The organism is Streptomyces sp. NPDC018964 (assembly GCF_044390325.1).
Classification (GTDB): domain Bacteria; phylum Actinomycetota; class Actinomycetes; order Streptomycetales; family Streptomycetaceae; genus Streptomyces.
On the sequence record NZ_JBIRYZ010000003.1, the window covers coordinates 168,775 to 183,304 of the forward strand.

The window sequence follows — 14,530 nt, forward strand, 5'->3', positions numbered from 1 at the left end:
ACGCCGGGGTGGAGGGGGGCTGCCCCCGGCGGGGCGCCCCTGGGCCCCCCCGGGGCCCGCACCGCGGTGCCCCCCACCGCGGCCAGCAGCCGCGGGTAGAGGTCGAGCGCGCCGCGCCGTTCCTCGTCGGTCGCGGGGGCGGGCGGGGACGCGGACGGCGTCGGCCCGCCGGCGCGGATGCGCGCGGCGATGGCCTCGGCCAGTCCGGTCTCGTCCGCCATGTGCGCGCCGAGCGTGCGGACCAGCAGGTGCGGCGAGGCGTGCACCACCTGGGCGTGCAGCCGCCACAGCTCGTGCTGCTGCTCCGCCTCGGCGAGTTCCGCGACCAGGGCCTCGCGCAGGGCCTGCAGCGGGGAGAGCTCGGCCGGCGCGTCGAGCACGGCCTGCCGCATCCGCGCGCCCGCGTCCGCGTCGATCACGACGAAGGCGTCGTCGCGGGTGTCGAAGTAGTTGAAGAAGGTCCGCACGGACACCCCGGCCGCCGCGCTGATCGCCTCGACGGTGACCTTCTCCGCACCGTGTTCGGCGGCCAGCCGCACGGCGGCCTCGGCGAGAGCGGCGCGCGTCGCCCGCTTCTTCCGCTCCCGCAGTCCGCCCTGCGCGGCACCCTTCTCCGACATACCTTGCATGCTATGCAAAGATGCACGCCGTGCAAAATTAGCTCCGGTCGGCTCCTGCCCGGCGCACGACGGCGTGAAGTCCGTCCCCGGTGCCCCGCGTGGGGGAACGCCGCCCCGATACTCGTCACGGCGGGGTACCGCGAACCAGCCCGGAAGGACGGACGATGGCGAACTCACGGTCCGGGGAGACGGTCATCGAGCGGATCGTCCGCGTCCTGGAGACGTTCGACACCGACAGGACCGTGCAGACGGCGGCGGAGATCGGACGGCGCGCGAGGCTGCCGTCGTCCACGGCGCACCGGATCGTGGCCGATCTCGTGGAGTGCGGGCTGCTGGAACGGGACGAGGAGCAGCGGGTGCGGCTGGGCATGCGGCTGTGGGAGCCGGCGCTGCGCGGCTCCCACGCCCTGCGCCTGCGGCAGGCGGCCCTGCCGTTCATGGAGCGGGTGCAGGCCCGGGTCCGGGAGCACACCCGGCTCGCGGTGGTGGAGAACGGCGAGACCCTCTTCGTGGAGCGCCTGTCCCATCCGCGCGCGGGCGCGAACATCACCCGGATCGCCGGGCGCCTCCCCCCGCACGCCTCGTCGTCGGGGCTGGTCCTGCTCGCCCACGGTCCTCAGGAGCTGCGCGAGCGGGTCCTCGCCGGGCCGCTCGAGGCGGTCTCGCCGGAGACCGTGACCGACCCCGTGCTGCTGCGCCGCGTCCTGGCCGGCGCCCGGCGGGACGGCGTCGTCGTGGCTCCGGGGACGGTCGAGGCCGTCTCCACGGGCATCGCCGTGCCGGTGCGCGAGGGACGCGGGCGGGTGGTCGCCGCGCTGTCGGTCGTCCTCCCCCGCTCCGCGCCGACCGGCCCCGCGGCCGAGGTGTTGCGCTCCGCCGCCGCGGGCATCTCGGCGACGCTCGGCGCGCACCGCCCGTAGCCGGCGGTCCGACCGGAGAGCCCGGGGATCCGGTTCCCGTTCATCGGGAAGGACCGTCGTCAACGGGGACGGACCGGCGCCAGACTCCGTCCCACCCGTCGGCCGTCGAAGGAGACGACATGCCCGTACGCACCCGAGTCGCCGTCATCGGAGCAGGTCCCGCCGGTCTGCTGCTGTCCCATCTGCTCGGCCGCCACGGCATCGAGTCGGTCGTCATCGACTCCCGCGGCCGCGAGGAGATCGAGACCACCGTCCGGGCCGGCATCCTGGAGCAGGGCACCGTCGAGATCCTCAGCCGGACGGGGGCCTCGGACCGGGTCCTCACGGCCGGGCAGCGGCACGAGGGCATAGAGCTGCGCTTCGACGGCGAGGGCCACCGGATCGACTTCGCCGCGGCCGTCGGCCGGGCGGTGTGGCTCTATCCGCAGCACGAGGTGCTGAAGGACCTGGTCGCCGCGCGCCTCGCCGCGGGCCAGGACCTCCGCTTCGGGGTGACCGCCGAGCGCGTGGAGGACGTGGAGACGGACCGGCCGCGCGTCGTGGCCAAGGACGCCGAGGGCGACGCCGTGGAGATCGAGGCCGATGTCGTCGTCGGCGCGGACGGCTCCCGCGGGGTGACCCGCGAGGCCGTCACGGGCCCGCACGGCGGCTACTTCCGGGAGTACCCCTTCGCCTGGTTCGGCATCCTGTGCGAGGCGCCGCCCAGCGCCGAGGAGCTGATCTACAGCAACTCCCCGGACGGCTTCGCCCTCATCAGCCGGCGCGGTCCCGGTGTGCAGCGCATGTACTTCCAGTGCGACCCGGCGACCGGCACCGGGGCGTACACCGAGGAGCGGCTGTGGGAGATCCTGCGGTCGCGCGTTCCCGGCATCACCCTCAACGAGGGCCCAATCTTCCAGCGGGACGTGCTCCGTTTCCGCAGCTTCGTCGCGCACGAGATGCGCCGGGGCCGGGTGGTGCTCGTCGGCGACGCGGCCCACACCGTGCCGCCCACCGGCGCCAAGGGCATGAACCTCGCCGTCGCCGACGTCGTCGTCCTCGCCGAGGCGCTGCGCGCGCTGCTGCTCGAGGGGGACGGGTCCCTGTTCGACGCCTTCCCCGACACCGCCCGCAAGCGCGTCTGGAAGGCGCAGCACTTCTCCTGGTGGATGACGAACATGCTGCACCTGCGGCCCAGGGCGAGCGACTTCGACCGCATGCGCCAGATCGGCGAGCTGCGCTCGGTCGTCGAGTCCGAGGCCGGCCGCGCGTACCTCGCCGAGGGCTACACCGGCCGGCCGCTCGGGTGACCGCGGGGGCGGCCGGCGCGGGCGGGTGACCGCGAACCCGCCGGTCACGGGTCGTGGACGGCTCCCCCGCCAGGCCGTACGGCGATCGGCGCGCCGTACCCCACCGCGCGGCCGTGCGCGTCGGCGGGCAGGGCGCCGGGACCGCTGGAACCGGCCCGGACGCCTGATCCACCGGCCGCGCCCGTGCGTCCGTCGGGCGTCGGGCGAGCGCCTCGTCCACGGGCTCCTCCCGCCGGCGGCGCAGGGGGCCGTGGAAGGCGTGGGCGCCGTGCGGACAGGCCGTCGGACCGCCGGGATCTTGGGACGGGACGACGGTTCCGGCGGACGACGGCCGGCCGGCGGGGTGACCCCCGCACCGGCCTACGCCTCCCCGGCCGCCGCGCGGAGGGCGTCCAGGACCGGGCGGATCAGCGGGTGCTCCTCGGCGCCGCGGCGCACGGCGGCGAAGACGCGGCGGGTCGGGGCCACCCCGTCGACCGGGCGGACGACCACACCCGTGAGGTCCATGCCGCGCAGCGCCGAGCGGGGCACCAGGGCGACGCCGACGTCCGCCGAGGCGAGGGCGACCACCGCGCGGAAGTCGTCCGAGGAGTGCTCCAGACGGGGCTGGAACCCGGCGTTCTCGCAGGCCAGCACGACCACGTCGTGGCACGGGTTGCCGGGGTACGGGCCGATCCACGGGTCCTTGGCCAGCTCGGCGAGCGGCACCTCGGCGGTGTCGGCCAGGCGGTGGGTGACCGGGACGACCGCGTCGAAGGGCTCGGCGTACAGCGGTACGTGGGTCAGCCGCGGGTCGTCGGCGGGCGGCGCCCCGCGGTACTCGACCGCCACGGCGACGTCGACCTGCCGGTCGAGGACCATCAGGAGACTGGCATCCCCCTCGGCGTCCTGGACCCGGATGCGAATGCCGGGCGCCGACCCGGCGAGGCGGGCCACCGCGGGCGCGACGACCTGGGCGATCCCGGTGGCGAAGGCGGCGACCGTGACCGTGCCGGCCTCCCCCGCCCCGTAGGCGGCCAGTTCGGCCTCGGCCCGCTCCAGCTGGGCGAGGACGGCGTTGGTGTGGCCGAGCAGGATCTCGCCGGCCGGGGTGAGCCGTACGCCCTTGGCGCCGCGCTCGACGAGACGGTGGCCGGTCTCCTGCTCGAGGGCGGCGAGCTGCTGGGAGACGGCCGAGGGGGTCAGGTAGAGCGCGGCGGCCGCCGCCGTGACCGTGCGGTGGTCGGCCACCGCACGGAGGATGTGGAGCCGCCGCGCCTCGATCATGGATGTGATTGTCTCAAATCGCTCGGTGCGCTCCGCTCAGGCGTCGAGCTCCGCCCGGGCCGCCACGAAGGCGTCCACCGCGCGGTTCACGTCCTCGGTGGAGTGGGCGGCGGAGAGCTGGACGCGGATGCGGGCCTGGCCCTGCGGCACCACCGGGTAGGAGAAGCCGATCACGTACACCCCGCGCTCCAGCAGCAGCTCCGCCAGGCGTCCCGCGCGGGCGGCGTCGCCGATCATCACCGGGGCGATGGCGTGGTCGCCGGGGAGGACGTCGAAGCCCTCCTCGGTCATCCGGCGGCGGAACAGGGCGGTGTTGCCGGCCAGCCGGACGCGCAGGTCGTCGGCCGACTCCAGCAGGTCGAGGACCTTCAGCGAGGCGGCGGCGATCACCGGGGCGAGCGTATTGGAGAACAGGTACGGGCGGGAGCGCTGGCGCAGCAGGGCGACGATCTCCGCGCGGGCGGCGACGTAGCCGCCGGACGCGCCGCCGAGCGCCTTGCCGAGGGTGCCGGTGATGATGTCGACCCGGTCCATCACCCCGTGCAGCTCGGGGGTGCCGCGCCCGCCGGGGCCGACGAAGCCGACGGCGTGCGAGTCGTCGACCATGACCATGGCGCCGTGCCGGTCGGCGAGGTCGCAGATCTCGTCCAGCGGGGCCACGTAGCCGTCCATGGAGAAGACGCCGTCGGTGACGATCAGCGTGCGGCGCGCGCCGCCCTCCGCGGCCTCCTTGAGCTGCCGCTCCAGGTCGGCCATGTCGCGGTTGGCGTAGCGGAGGCGGCGGGCCTTGGACAGGCGGATGCCGTCGATGATCGACGCGTGGTTCAGGGCGTCGGAGATCACCGCGTCCTCGGGGCCGAGCAGCGTCTCGAAGACGCCGCCGTTGGCGTCGAAGCAGGAGGAGTAGAGGATCGTGTCCTCCTGGCCGAGGAACGCCGAAAGGCGCGCCTCCAGCTCCTTGTGCACCTCCTGGGTGCCGCAGATGAAGCGCACGGAGGCCATGCCGTAGCCCCAGCGGTCCAGGGCCTCGTGGGCGGCGGCGATCACCTCGGGGTGGTCGGCGAGGCCGAGGTAGTTGTTGGCGCAGAAGTTGAGGACCTCGCCGGGGCGGCCGCCGGCGGTGACGTTCACGGTGGCGGACTGGGGGGTGCCGATGACGCGCTCGGGCTTGTGCAGTCCGGCGGCGCGGATCTCGTCGAGGGTGGCGCGCAGGTCGTCGCGCACGGAGTCGAACATGTCGGGAAGCTCCTGGAGAGGAAGATGACTTACGCGGTTGGCTTACGCGGTTGGCTCACACGGTCCAGTCGAGGATGACCTTGCCGCCCTTGCCGCCGGCCGCGTCCTCGAAGGCGGCGTCGAAGTCGCGGTAGTCGTAGCGGCCGGTGATCACGGGGGCGAGGTCCAGGCCGCCCTCCAGCAGCACCGACATGGCGTACCAGGTCTCGAACATCTCACGGCCGTAGATGCCCTTGATGGTGATCATCGAGGTGACGATCCGGGCCCAGTCGACGGGGAACTCCTCGGCCGGCAGGCCGAGCACGGCGATCCGGCCGCCGTGCGTCATGTTGGCGATCATGTCGCGCATGGCCTCGGGGCGGCCGGACATCTCCAGGCCGATGTCGAAGCCCTCGCGCAGGCCGAGGGCGTGCTGCCCGTCTGCGATGGTGGACTCGGCGACGTTGAGCGCCAGGGTCGCGCCGATCTTGCGGGCGAGCTCCAGGCGCTCCTCGCTGACGTCGGTGATCACGACGTTGCGGGCGCCCGCGTGCCGGGCGACGGCGGCGGCCATCAGGCCGATCGGTCCGGCGCCGGTGATCAGGACGTCCTCGCCGACGAGCGGGAAGGACAGCGCGGTGTGCACGGCGTTGCCGAACGGGTCGAAGATCGCGGCGACGTCGAGGTCGACGGGGACCCGGTGCACCCACACGTTGGTGGCGGGGAGCACGACGTACTCGGCGAAGGCGCCGTCGCGTCCGACGCCGAGGCCGACCGTGGCCCGGCACAGGTGGCGGCGTCCGGCCAGGCAGTTGCGGCACTTGCCGCACACCAGGTGGCCCTCGCCGCTGACCCGGTCGCCGGCCTTGATGTCGTCGGGGACGTCCCGGCCGGTCTCCACGACCTCGCCGACGAACTCGTGCCCGAGGACCAGCGGGGTGCTGATCGTCTGCCGCGCCCAGCCGTCCCAGGACCGGATGTGCAGGTCGGTGCCGCAGATACCGGTGCGCAGCACCTTGATCAGCACGTCGCCGGGTCCGACGGCGGGCTCCGGGACGTCCGCGAGCCACAGCCCGGGCTCCGCCTTCTGCTTGACCAGCGCCTTCACGCTACGGCTCCTGAGGGTGAGTCCCGGCCCGCGGGCACGCCGGAGCGGCCCCGTTCCGGGAAGAGGAGTGGAATCGCACTGCAATCTGCCGTACGCCACCCTCACCGGTCCATCGAGGTTTTCTTAAGCGCGGCCACAGCTTTCCTTCACACCGTCACCCGTCCGGCCTCACAGCGGCAGTCCGTCCTCCTCCCGGCGCTCCAGCCGTACGACGAGGTCCGCGGCCCGCTCCTTGATGGCGGCGAGCCCCGGCTGTCCCCAGGCACGTGGCTGGATGTCGGTGACCGACACGGTGCCGAGCACCATGCCGGTGCTGTCGATGAGCGGCGCGCCCAGGTAGGAGCGGATGCCGAACTCGTCCACCACCGGGTTGCCCGCGAACCGCGGGTAGTCGCTCACGTCCTCCAGGACCAGCGCCTTGCGCCGGGCCACCACATGGAGGCAGAAGCCGTGGTCGCGGGGCAGCACCCGGCCCAACAGGGCGCCGGTGCCGTCGCTCCGCACGACGGGCGCGACGGGCGGGGTGTGCAGGCCCGCGAAGAACTGCCCGTTCTCACCGGGCAGGTTGACCATGGCGTACGGCGCTCCGGTGAGTTCGGCGAGGCCGTACGCGAAGGCGTCGAGCGTGGGCTCGGGGTGCTCCCCCAGTCCCAGCCGGCGCAGGCGGCGGGCGCGTTCCGGGGCCTCCTTGTCCTCGGGGGTGAGCAGCAGACGACCAGCCGGGCGGGGCGGGTCGTAGCTCATGGACGGGCTCCCGGGTCATGGGGGAAGGTCATGTATGGGCTCCGAGGGTGTGCGGGGATCACATGTGGGCGCCATACCCCGTCGCGGTGGCCGGGGTGTGGGCGATGAGGTGGCGGACCAGGGTCAGCAGGGTCTGGACCCCGGAGCTGGAGATCCGGGCGTCGCAGCGGACGACGGGGATCTCCGCGGGGAGGTCGAGGGCGGCGCGCACCTCCTCGGGGTCGTAGCGGAAGGCGCCGTCGAACTCGTTGACGGCGACGATGAATCCGAGGCCGCGCTGTTCGAAGAAGTCGACCGCCGCGAAGCACTCCGCCAGGCGCCGGGTGTCGGCGAGGATGACCGCGCCGAGCGCGCCCTCGCACAGTTCGTCCCACATGAACCAGAACCGTTCCTGGCCGGGGGTGCCGAACAGGTACAGCACGTGTTCCGCGTCGAGGGTGATGCGGCCGAAGTCCATGGCCACGGTCGTCTCGACCTTGTTCTCGATGCCGTCGAGGCTGTCGGTGCCGGCGCTGACCGTGGTGAGGAGTTCCTCCGTGCTGAGGGGCGCGATCTCGCTGACCGCGCCGACGAAGGTCGTCTTGCCCACGCCGAACCCGCCCGCCACCAGGATCTTGAGTGCGGTGGGGAACGGGTCGTCGTCGTGGTCCGCGCCGCCGGCGTGGTCAGAGCTGTCGTCGTAGTCCATCGAGCACTGCCTCCAGAAGGGCCCGGTCCGTCGGGTTGTGGTGGAACGCGGGGGGCTTGTCGGTCAGCGCCCCGCATTCGACGAGGTCCGCCAGCAGCACCTTGGTGACGGCCACCGGCAGCCTGAGATGGGCGGCTACCTCGGCGACCGGGACGGGGGCGCGGCACAGGTCGAGGGCCTGTGCGTGCTCGGGGCCGAGATAGCCGAGGGGGGTGGCGCCGGTGGCTCTGACCTGCGACATGAGGTCGAGGGCGACGGTGGGACGGGTACGGCCGTTGCTGACCGTGAAGGGGCGCACCAGCCGTCCGGCCGCGTCGTCGAGCCAGGGCCCGTCACCGGCTGCCGTCACGCTCAAGGCCTCATCGCCGACGCTTCGACGCCCTGCTGGCGGGGAGCGGTCATCAGGTACGGCCGTACGGACTTGACCAGCATCGCCATCTCGTAGCCGAGCACCGCCGCGTCGGCCTCGCGGCCGGCCATGACGGCGAGGCAGGTGCCGGAGCCGGCGGTGGTGACGAACAGCAGGGTCGAGTCGAGCTCGACGACGACCTGGCGGACGTCGCCGCCGTCGCCGAAGCGGATGCCGGCGCTGCGGCCGAGGGAGTACAGGCCGGAGGCCAGGGCGGCCATGTGGTCGGCGGCGTCCGGGTCGAGTCCGTGCACGGACTTCACCAGTCCGTCGCAGGACAGCAGTACGGCGCTGTTGGTGTGCGGTACGCGTTGCACGAGGCCGCTCATCAGCCAGTCGAGGTCGGATACCTGGACGGTCGGCGCATCGCTCGCCATGGTGGATCGACTCCTTGGGGTACGAAGGTCTGCGGGAGCACTGAGGGTGGTGCCGGTCATCCGGCGGGGGTGCTCCCGTCGTGCCGGGCGGGGTGGTCGGTGGGGGGTACGGGTACGGCGGGCCGCGGTGCGGCGGGGGGCTCCTGCCGGGACTCCGCGAGGCTGACGCCGCGTTGGAAGGCGGCCATCAGGTTGGGGTCGTGCCCGGCGACGTGCTCGGTGTCCTGGCGGGGGGCGGGGCCGTCGCGGAGTTGCGGGGCGATGTGCTCCTGGGCGCGGCGGCGGGGCAGCCGGGGTTTGCTCATGGTGCCGCGCACCGTGCCGCCGGGCGGGGCGGGGGACGTGGTCCCGTGGTCCGTGGGGGCGTCCCGGTCTCCGTGGTGGACGCCCGGTACGGCCTCGGCGGGGTGGGGGCGCGCCTCACGGGCACCGCGCAGGGGCAGCGGCGGGGCGAGCGTGTCGCCGGAGGGGGCCGGGGCGTGGGGACGGGGCTGCGGGGGCACGTGCGTGAGGGGCACGACGGGTGCGGGTGGCGCGTCCACGGGAGTCGGGACGGCCTGCGCGGGACGGGCCGTGGGGACGGCGCCGGTGCCGTACGGCTGCGGTGCCGCGCCCGGCCCGCCGACGGTGGCCCCGGGCTCCGTGCCGAGCAGGGCCTGCGGCACCACGAGCACGGCCTGGACCCCGCCGTAGATGTTGTTCTGGAGCCGGACGTGGATGCCGTGCCGCTTGGCGAGCTGGGAGACCACGAACAGGCCGATCCGGCCGTCGGCCAGCAGGCTGGCGACGTGGACCTGGTCGGGGTCGGTGAGCAGCGCGTTCATCCGGTCCTGCTCGCCGGCGGGCATGCCGAGTCCGCGGTCCTCGACCTCGACGGCGAGCCCGGAGGTGACGAGGCCGGCCCGCAGCAGTACCTGGGTGTGCGGGGCGGAGAACACCGTGGCGTTCTCGACGAGTTCGGCGAGCAGGTGGATGACGTCGGCGACGGCGTGCCCGCGCAGGGTGCCGTCGACGGGCGGCACGAGCTTGACCCGCGAGTACTGTTCGACCTCGGCGATCGCCGAGCGCAGCACCTCGGTCATGGGGACCGGGTTGCTCCACTGCCGCCGGGAGACGGCCCCGCCGAGCACGGCGAGGTTCTCGGCGTGGCGGCGGATGCGGGTGGCGAGGTGGTCGACGTGGAAGAGCCCCTTGAGCAGGTCGGGGTCCTCCATCTCGTTCTCCAGCTCGTCGAGGATGGAGATCTCGCGGTGCACCAGGGACTGCAGGCGCCGGGCGAGGTTGACGAACACCTCGAGCTTCTGTTCGCTGCCGGTCTGGCTGGAGAGCTGGGACGCCTGCACGACGGCGTGGACGGCCCCGTCGTGCGCGCGGGTGAGGTCGGCGGCGAGCAGGTCGAAGTCGGCGTCGTCACCGAGGGCCTCGGCCCGTTCGCCCCGCCGCTCGCGCGGGGGCGGGGCGTCGCCGCGGCGCAGCGTCTCGACCAGGGCGCGCAGGTCGGCCTCGTGCCGGGCGGTGCTCCGGCGCAGCGCGCCGATGCGGTCGTGCACGGACCGGGCGGCGCGGTCGGCGGCCACGGCGGCGATGACGACGCCGGCGCACGTCACCGAGGTGGCGCCGCCCAGGACGGCCCACAGGGTGAGGCTCGGCCGGATCCCGGTGGAGCGGACGGTGAAGAGCACGGCCGCGCAGGCGCTGAGGGCCACCGCCACGGGCGGGAGCACGGCGAGGCGCAGCAGTTGGGACCGTATCGGTGTCTCGGGAAGCGCGGGAGCGGTCCGGGAGGACGGCCGCCCGTGCCGTCCGCCTTCGCGGCGGTCCGCCCGGGGGGCCGGACCGGTCCGGCGGGCGCGGGCGTCGGCGGGGTGCGCACCGGTGCGATCCGGCTCGCGGGCCACGGCCGTGGTGCCGCCGGTGCCCCGTACTCCGGCCGGACCCGGGACGCCGGCCGGGCCCGGGCGTCGGGGCCCTTCGCCCCGTCCGCTCCCTCGTCCGCCTTGTGGCTGCACGTACCGGTCCCCGCTCCCTGATCCGACTGTTGGACGCGGCCCCTGACGCAGAAGCGCCCTACGGCATGAGGTGCCGCGGTGCCGCCCGACCGACACTCACCGTAGTCGCCACCGCATCATGTGCGGTGGGCAGTTGACAAACTCATGCGGGCAGCATCGCGCTCTGGTATGAGGCTTCGTACGACAGACCGATAACCCTCCCGAGGAAGGGATCGGGAGTGAACAAGGAGCGATCAGGGCTGGTCACAAGCGGTCGCCGCGAATCCGTGAAGAGAGAGGCCCCTGGCCGCCCGAGCCCCGTCGGCGCGCCCGCCGACCGTCCGGGGCCGGCGGGTCAAGCGCTTTCGACCGCCGTCGCCGCACCCCACCCCTCCGGCCAGAACATCACCCACCGTGACCATCCGGCCGGGACGGGGAGGGCGCGCCACGCCGTACGGTGCCCGGACGGCCGGCGCGGACGCCCCTGTCCCGGGCCGCGCCGAAGCCCTCGATTCCCGCCTTTCACGCGGGCCCAGGCCTTCCCTGACGCCGCACACCGTCACCGCAGGTCGCGGACCGCGAGCAGTTCGACCGCCGCCCCGGACGCTTCCGGAAACGGCGCGGCGGCGGAACGCCGGGAGGTCCGCCCTGCAGCGGCGTACAGGCCGTGTGGCTCCCGGGCGCCATGACGCTCTGCCAGGCGGCGGAGAACCAGGAGTCGTCGAACGGCGTCGGCGCGGCTGCGGACGGTGGGGCCGCGGGGCCGGAATCCTGAACGCGTGCGAGAGCAGCAGCGGTACGACGTGTGGTCGGCCGGGGCCGCCTACGAGCGGTACATGGGCCGTTGGAGCCGCCGCGTCGCCGAGCGGTTCGGCGCCTGGCTCGGCGCCGCCGACGGTCTGCGGTGGCTGGACGTGGGCTGTGGTACGGGCGGTCTGACGGCTGTGGTGGCGGCCCGCTGCCGCCCCCGCACGGTGGTGGGGGTCGACCGCTCGGAGGGGTTCGTCGCCCAGGCACGGGCTTCCGTCTCCTCGCCCGCGCACTTCGTCGTGGCCGATGCGATGGCGCTGCCCGTACGCGACGAGGCGTGCGACGTGGTCGTCAGCGGCCTGGTCCTGAACTTCCTGCCCTCCCCCGCCGCGGCGGTCGCCCGGATGGTGCGGGCGACCCGGCCGGGCGGCCTGGTCGCCGCGTACGTGTGGGACTACGCCGAGGGCATGGGCCTCCTGCGGCGTTTCTGGGACGCCGCCGTCGAGGTGGACCCGGCCGCGGCCACGCTGGACGAGGGCCGCCGGTTCCCGGTCTGCCGCCCGGAGGCGTTGCGCGCGGCCTGGGCCGGGGCGGGACTCGCGGACGTGTCCGTCGTCCCGGTCGAGGTGCCCACGGTCTTCACCGGCTTCGCCGACCTGTGGGACCCCTTCCTGGCGGGCCAGGGTCCCGCTCCCGGTTACCTCGCCGCCCTCACCCCGGCCCACCGGGAGCGGGTACGGGACGCGCTGAGCGCGAAGGTCCCCCGGAAGGCGGACGGCTCCGTCGCGCTCACGGCCCTGGCGTGGGCGGTACGGGGCCGCAGGAGCCACCGGGCTGCTCCGTAGTCGCCTCGTCGTGCCGGGCGGTCCCGGCCCGGCAACGGGCGTCGGCCGGGTACGAGGCGGGGAGGTGGGACCGCTTCGGTGTCGGTGGCCGGAGTTCGTCGCCGAGGCGTTCGGCTCATTGCCGCGACGGGATCAGCGGGCTCGGGTCGGTATCCTGCCGCGGGACGCCGCCGTCAGCCGTTCCTACCCGGGCTGATCGGCGCCGTTCCTCGCCGGCGCCAGGCCGGCGAGGGCGCGCAGCGTCGCCTCCGCCTCGGTGATCAGCCGGTGGACGAGTTCGGCGGCCGGGGCGATGTCGCGGACGAGGCCGGCGGTCTGGCCCGTCAGCGGGATCAGCTCGTGCGCCGTACCGTCGCGCATCGACGTCATCATCTCGCCGCGCAGCGCCTCGGCCCGGTCGGCGGCCGCTGCGGGGCCGGCGTTCCCCTCCTCGACGAACCGGGTGCGCAGCGACCGGGGGACGGTCGTGTACCCGCCCTCGGTCGGTGGGGGCAGGATGTGCTCGACGAACGCCACCTTGACGGCGTCCTGGCTGGCGGCGGAGACGACGGCCGCCTTCCAGTCGTCGCTGACCCCGCATTCGGCCGAGGCCAGGAACCGGGTGCCGATGTTCACGCCCTGTGCCCCCAGGGCCAGTGCCGCGGCGATGCCCCGCCCGTCGGCGACGCCGCCGGAGGCGAGTACCGGCAGCGGCCGGACGGCGTCGACGACCTGCGGCACCAGCGCCATCGTGCTGACGTCGCCGCAGAACCCGCCGGATTCGGTGCCCTGCGCGCTGATCACGTCGACGCCGGCCTCGGCCGCGCGCACCGCCTGCTCGACCGTCGTCACCTGCTGCAGAAAGACCGCGCCGGCGTCGTGGACGCGGGTCACCAGGTCACCCGGCTCGCCGAGCGCGAAGGAGAACACCGGTGGGGCCTCGGCGATCACCGCGTCGAAGACCTCGGGGTCGAACGGCCGCCGGGTCATGTTCAGCGCGAACGGCCGGTCGGTGAGATCGCGCAGCCGGCGCGCGTCGTCACGGACCTGCGCCGGCGTGCGCAGCGTGGTGGGGACGCTGCCCAGCGCCCCGGCGTCACTGACCGCCGCGGCAAGCCGCACGCCCTGCTGCCAGGGCCCTCCGAGCGGCCCTTGCACGATCGGCACCTCGATGCCCAGGACTCCGCACACCCGTGTCCGCAGCATCGCGCCTCCCTCCCGCGGGACCCGATACGGGGATCTTCCGGACATCAAGCGTAGGCGCGACGGTTCCCGGCCACCTGTCGAACCGTACGAACGGAGACCGCACCGGCGTCGAAGGGAATCACCTTCCGGATCGTGCCGGGCCCTGACCGGGGCATCTGGAACCCGGGCCGGGCGGGAGCGCGTATCCGGCCACCGAGGCCTGCACACCACCGCGTTGGACATCGAGGCCAACGGACCAGGACGCGGACGTGCGCGTCGGATCAGCGCCCGCTCCCACCGCACACCATCACCCCGGTCGAGTGCGGCAGTGAGCTTCCCCGACCGGTACGAGGAGACGCACGAGCTCATAGGGCCTGTCGTGGAAGCGGAGTCGTCGGACTGGTCGTGCCCCGCGGCCGGTACCGTTTCACGTCAGGTTCTGGGGAGCCGCCGCCTCCGCGGATCGTCGGTCGCGATCGGGAGGCCGCGCAGTGTCAGCGCGGTCGGCGGGGGCAACGGTTCGCCGGCCTTGTCGGCGCGGAACGACTGGAGCAGATAGGCCACCAGGCGCCGGGACGCCGCACCGTCATCCGGCAGGGCGGTCACCAGGGCACAGTGCGCCAACAGGACCACGACGAGGTCGGAAGGGTGGAAGTCGGCCCGTAGCGCGCCCGTCGCCTGGGCCCTGCGCACCAGGGTCGCGAGGTCCCGCTCGGCTCGCTGCCGGGACTGCGCGTGCTCCGAGGTGCTGTCCGGGAAGGCCGCGACGAACGCGGCCGGGAACCCGCGTTCCTCCCGTTGCAGAGCGCAGACCGTCTCGACCAGCTGCTGGAAGCCCCGCCATGGGTCGGGGTCGGCCAGAGCCTCGGTGAGCGCCCGCGCGCAGGTCTCCATCTGCTGCGCGAACGCGCCCCGCACCAGGGCGTCCCGGGTCGGGAAGTGCCGGTACAGCGTCGCCACGCCGACCCCGGCCCGACGGGCCACGGTCGCCATCGGGGCGTCGATCCCGCGCTCCGCGAAGACCGCGCGGGCGGCGACGAGGACGCGCTCCCGATTGCGCCGGGCGTCCGCCCGCATCCCGTCCCGGGCTGTGATCCGAGAGGATTGCGCCATCACTGTCTCTCGCTTCCGGTCCAAGTGGACGATC

General features: G+C 74.2%; 14 protein-coding genes. 3 read left to right on the top strand and 11 right to left on the bottom strand.

Annotated features, from left to right (window positions below):
- The coding region (locus ACH5AO_RS06200) for a TetR/AcrR family transcriptional regulator (RefSeq protein WP_398922305.1) at positions 1–629 on the bottom strand (629 nt) is incomplete at its 3' end.
- 155 nt (positions 630–784) lie between these two features.
- On the opposite strand from ACH5AO_RS06200, the gene ACH5AO_RS06205 reads away from it, so the two are divergent.
- Entirely contained in the window at positions 785–1,540 is a 756-nt protein-coding gene (locus ACH5AO_RS06205; protein ID WP_398922308.1) for an IclR family transcriptional regulator, read from the top strand.
- Positions 1,541–1,659: 119 nt separating this feature from the next.
- A complete protein-coding gene (locus ACH5AO_RS06210; RefSeq protein WP_398922310.1) occupies positions 1,660–2,829 on the top strand; it encodes a 4-hydroxybenzoate 3-monooxygenase in 1,170 nt (389 codons plus the stop codon).
- Between the two features lie 360 nt (positions 2,830–3,189).
- Here ACH5AO_RS06210 and ACH5AO_RS06215 read toward each other — a convergent pair whose 3' ends face one another.
- From ACH5AO_RS06215 to ACH5AO_RS06250, 8 genes are all read right to left on the bottom strand, one after another.
- A complete protein-coding gene (locus ACH5AO_RS06215) occupies positions 3,190–4,095 on the bottom strand; it encodes a LysR family transcriptional regulator (protein ID WP_398922312.1) in 906 nt (301 codons plus the stop codon).
- A gap of 36 nt (positions 4,096–4,131) precedes the next feature.
- On the bottom strand, positions 4,132–5,331 hold the full coding sequence (locus ACH5AO_RS06220; protein WP_398922314.1) for a glycine C-acetyltransferase: 1,200 nt from the start codon (positions 5,329–5,331) through the stop codon (positions 4,132–4,134).
- 55 nt (positions 5,332–5,386) lie between these two features.
- Positions 5,387–6,418: an L-threonine 3-dehydrogenase gene (gene tdh / locus ACH5AO_RS06225; RefSeq protein ID WP_398922316.1), complete on the bottom strand. Its 1,032-nt coding sequence runs from the start codon at positions 6,416–6,418 to the stop codon at positions 5,387–5,389.
- 168 nt (positions 6,419–6,586) lie between these two features.
- On the bottom strand, positions 6,587–7,162 hold the full coding sequence (locus ACH5AO_RS06230) for a GAF domain-containing protein (RefSeq protein WP_398922318.1): 576 nt from the start codon (positions 7,160–7,162) through the stop codon (positions 6,587–6,589).
- 58 nt (positions 7,163–7,220) lie between these two features.
- Entirely contained in the window at positions 7,221–7,850 is a 630-nt protein-coding gene (locus ACH5AO_RS06235; RefSeq protein WP_398922320.1) for a GTP-binding protein, read from the bottom strand.
- On the bottom strand, positions 7,828–8,199 hold the full coding sequence (locus ACH5AO_RS06240; protein ID WP_142191808.1) for a DUF742 domain-containing protein: 372 nt from the start codon (positions 8,197–8,199) through the stop codon (positions 7,828–7,830). Before ACH5AO_RS06240 ends, ACH5AO_RS06235 begins: the two co-directional genes overlap by 23 nt.
- 2 nt (positions 8,200–8,201) lie before the next feature.
- On the bottom strand, positions 8,202–8,636 hold the full coding sequence (locus ACH5AO_RS06245; RefSeq protein WP_398922322.1) for a roadblock/LC7 domain-containing protein: 435 nt from the start codon (positions 8,634–8,636) through the stop codon (positions 8,202–8,204).
- 56 nt (positions 8,637–8,692) lie between these two features.
- Entirely contained in the window at positions 8,693–10,534 is a 1,842-nt protein-coding gene (locus ACH5AO_RS06250; RefSeq protein WP_398922324.1) for an ATP-binding protein, read from the bottom strand.
- Between the two features lie 869 nt (positions 10,535–11,403).
- Here ACH5AO_RS06250 and ACH5AO_RS06255 point away from each other — a divergent pair.
- On the top strand, positions 11,404–12,219 hold the full coding sequence (locus ACH5AO_RS06255) for a class I SAM-dependent methyltransferase (protein WP_398922326.1): 816 nt from the start codon (positions 11,404–11,406) through the stop codon (positions 12,217–12,219).
- 183 nt (positions 12,220–12,402) lie between these two features.
- Here the strand turns inward: ACH5AO_RS06255 and ACH5AO_RS06260 are convergent, their stop codons facing one another.
- Positions 12,403–13,404 (bottom strand): NAD(P)H-dependent flavin oxidoreductase, encoded by a 1,002-nt coding sequence (locus tag ACH5AO_RS06260; protein WP_398922328.1) that lies wholly within the window; start codon positions 13,402–13,404, stop codon positions 12,403–12,405.
- A gap of 411 nt (positions 13,405–13,815) precedes the next feature.
- A complete protein-coding gene (locus tag ACH5AO_RS06265; RefSeq protein ID WP_398922330.1) occupies positions 13,816–14,496 on the bottom strand; it encodes a TetR/AcrR family transcriptional regulator in 681 nt (226 codons plus the stop codon).
- Positions 14,497–14,530: the final 34 nt, after the last annotated feature.

Excerpts from the sequence above, each read along its gene's own strand:
- ACH5AO_RS06205 (WP_398922308.1), top strand. The coding sequence starts at position 785 with ATGGCGAACTCACGGTCCGGGGAGACGGTCATCGAGCGGATCGTCCGC.
- ACH5AO_RS06210 (WP_398922310.1), top strand. The coding sequence starts at position 1,660 with ATGCCCGTACGCACCCGAGTCGCCGTCATCGGAGCAGGTCCCGCCGGT.
- ACH5AO_RS06215 (WP_398922312.1), bottom strand. The coding sequence starts at position 4,095 with ATGATCGAGGCGCGGCGGCTCCACATCCTCCGTGCGGTGGCCGACCAC.
- ACH5AO_RS06220 (WP_398922314.1), bottom strand. The coding sequence starts at position 5,331 with ATGTTCGACTCCGTGCGCGACGACCTGCGCGCCACCCTCGACGAGATC.
- ACH5AO_RS06230 (WP_398922318.1), bottom strand. The coding sequence starts at position 7,162 with ATGAGCTACGACCCGCCCCGCCCGGCTGGTCGTCTGCTGCTCACCCCC.
- ACH5AO_RS06235 (WP_398922320.1), bottom strand. The coding sequence starts at position 7,850 with ATGGACTACGACGACAGCTCTGACCACGCCGGCGGCGCGGACCACGAC.
- ACH5AO_RS06245 (WP_398922322.1), bottom strand. The coding sequence starts at position 8,636 with ATGGCGAGCGATGCGCCGACCGTCCAGGTATCCGACCTCGACTGGCTG.
- ACH5AO_RS06260 (WP_398922328.1), bottom strand. The coding sequence starts at position 13,404 with ATGCTGCGGACACGGGTGTGCGGAGTCCTGGGCATCGAGGTGCCGATC.
- ACH5AO_RS06265 (WP_398922330.1), bottom strand. The coding sequence starts at position 14,496 with ATGGCGCAATCCTCTCGGATCACAGCCCGGGACGGGATGCGGGCGGAC.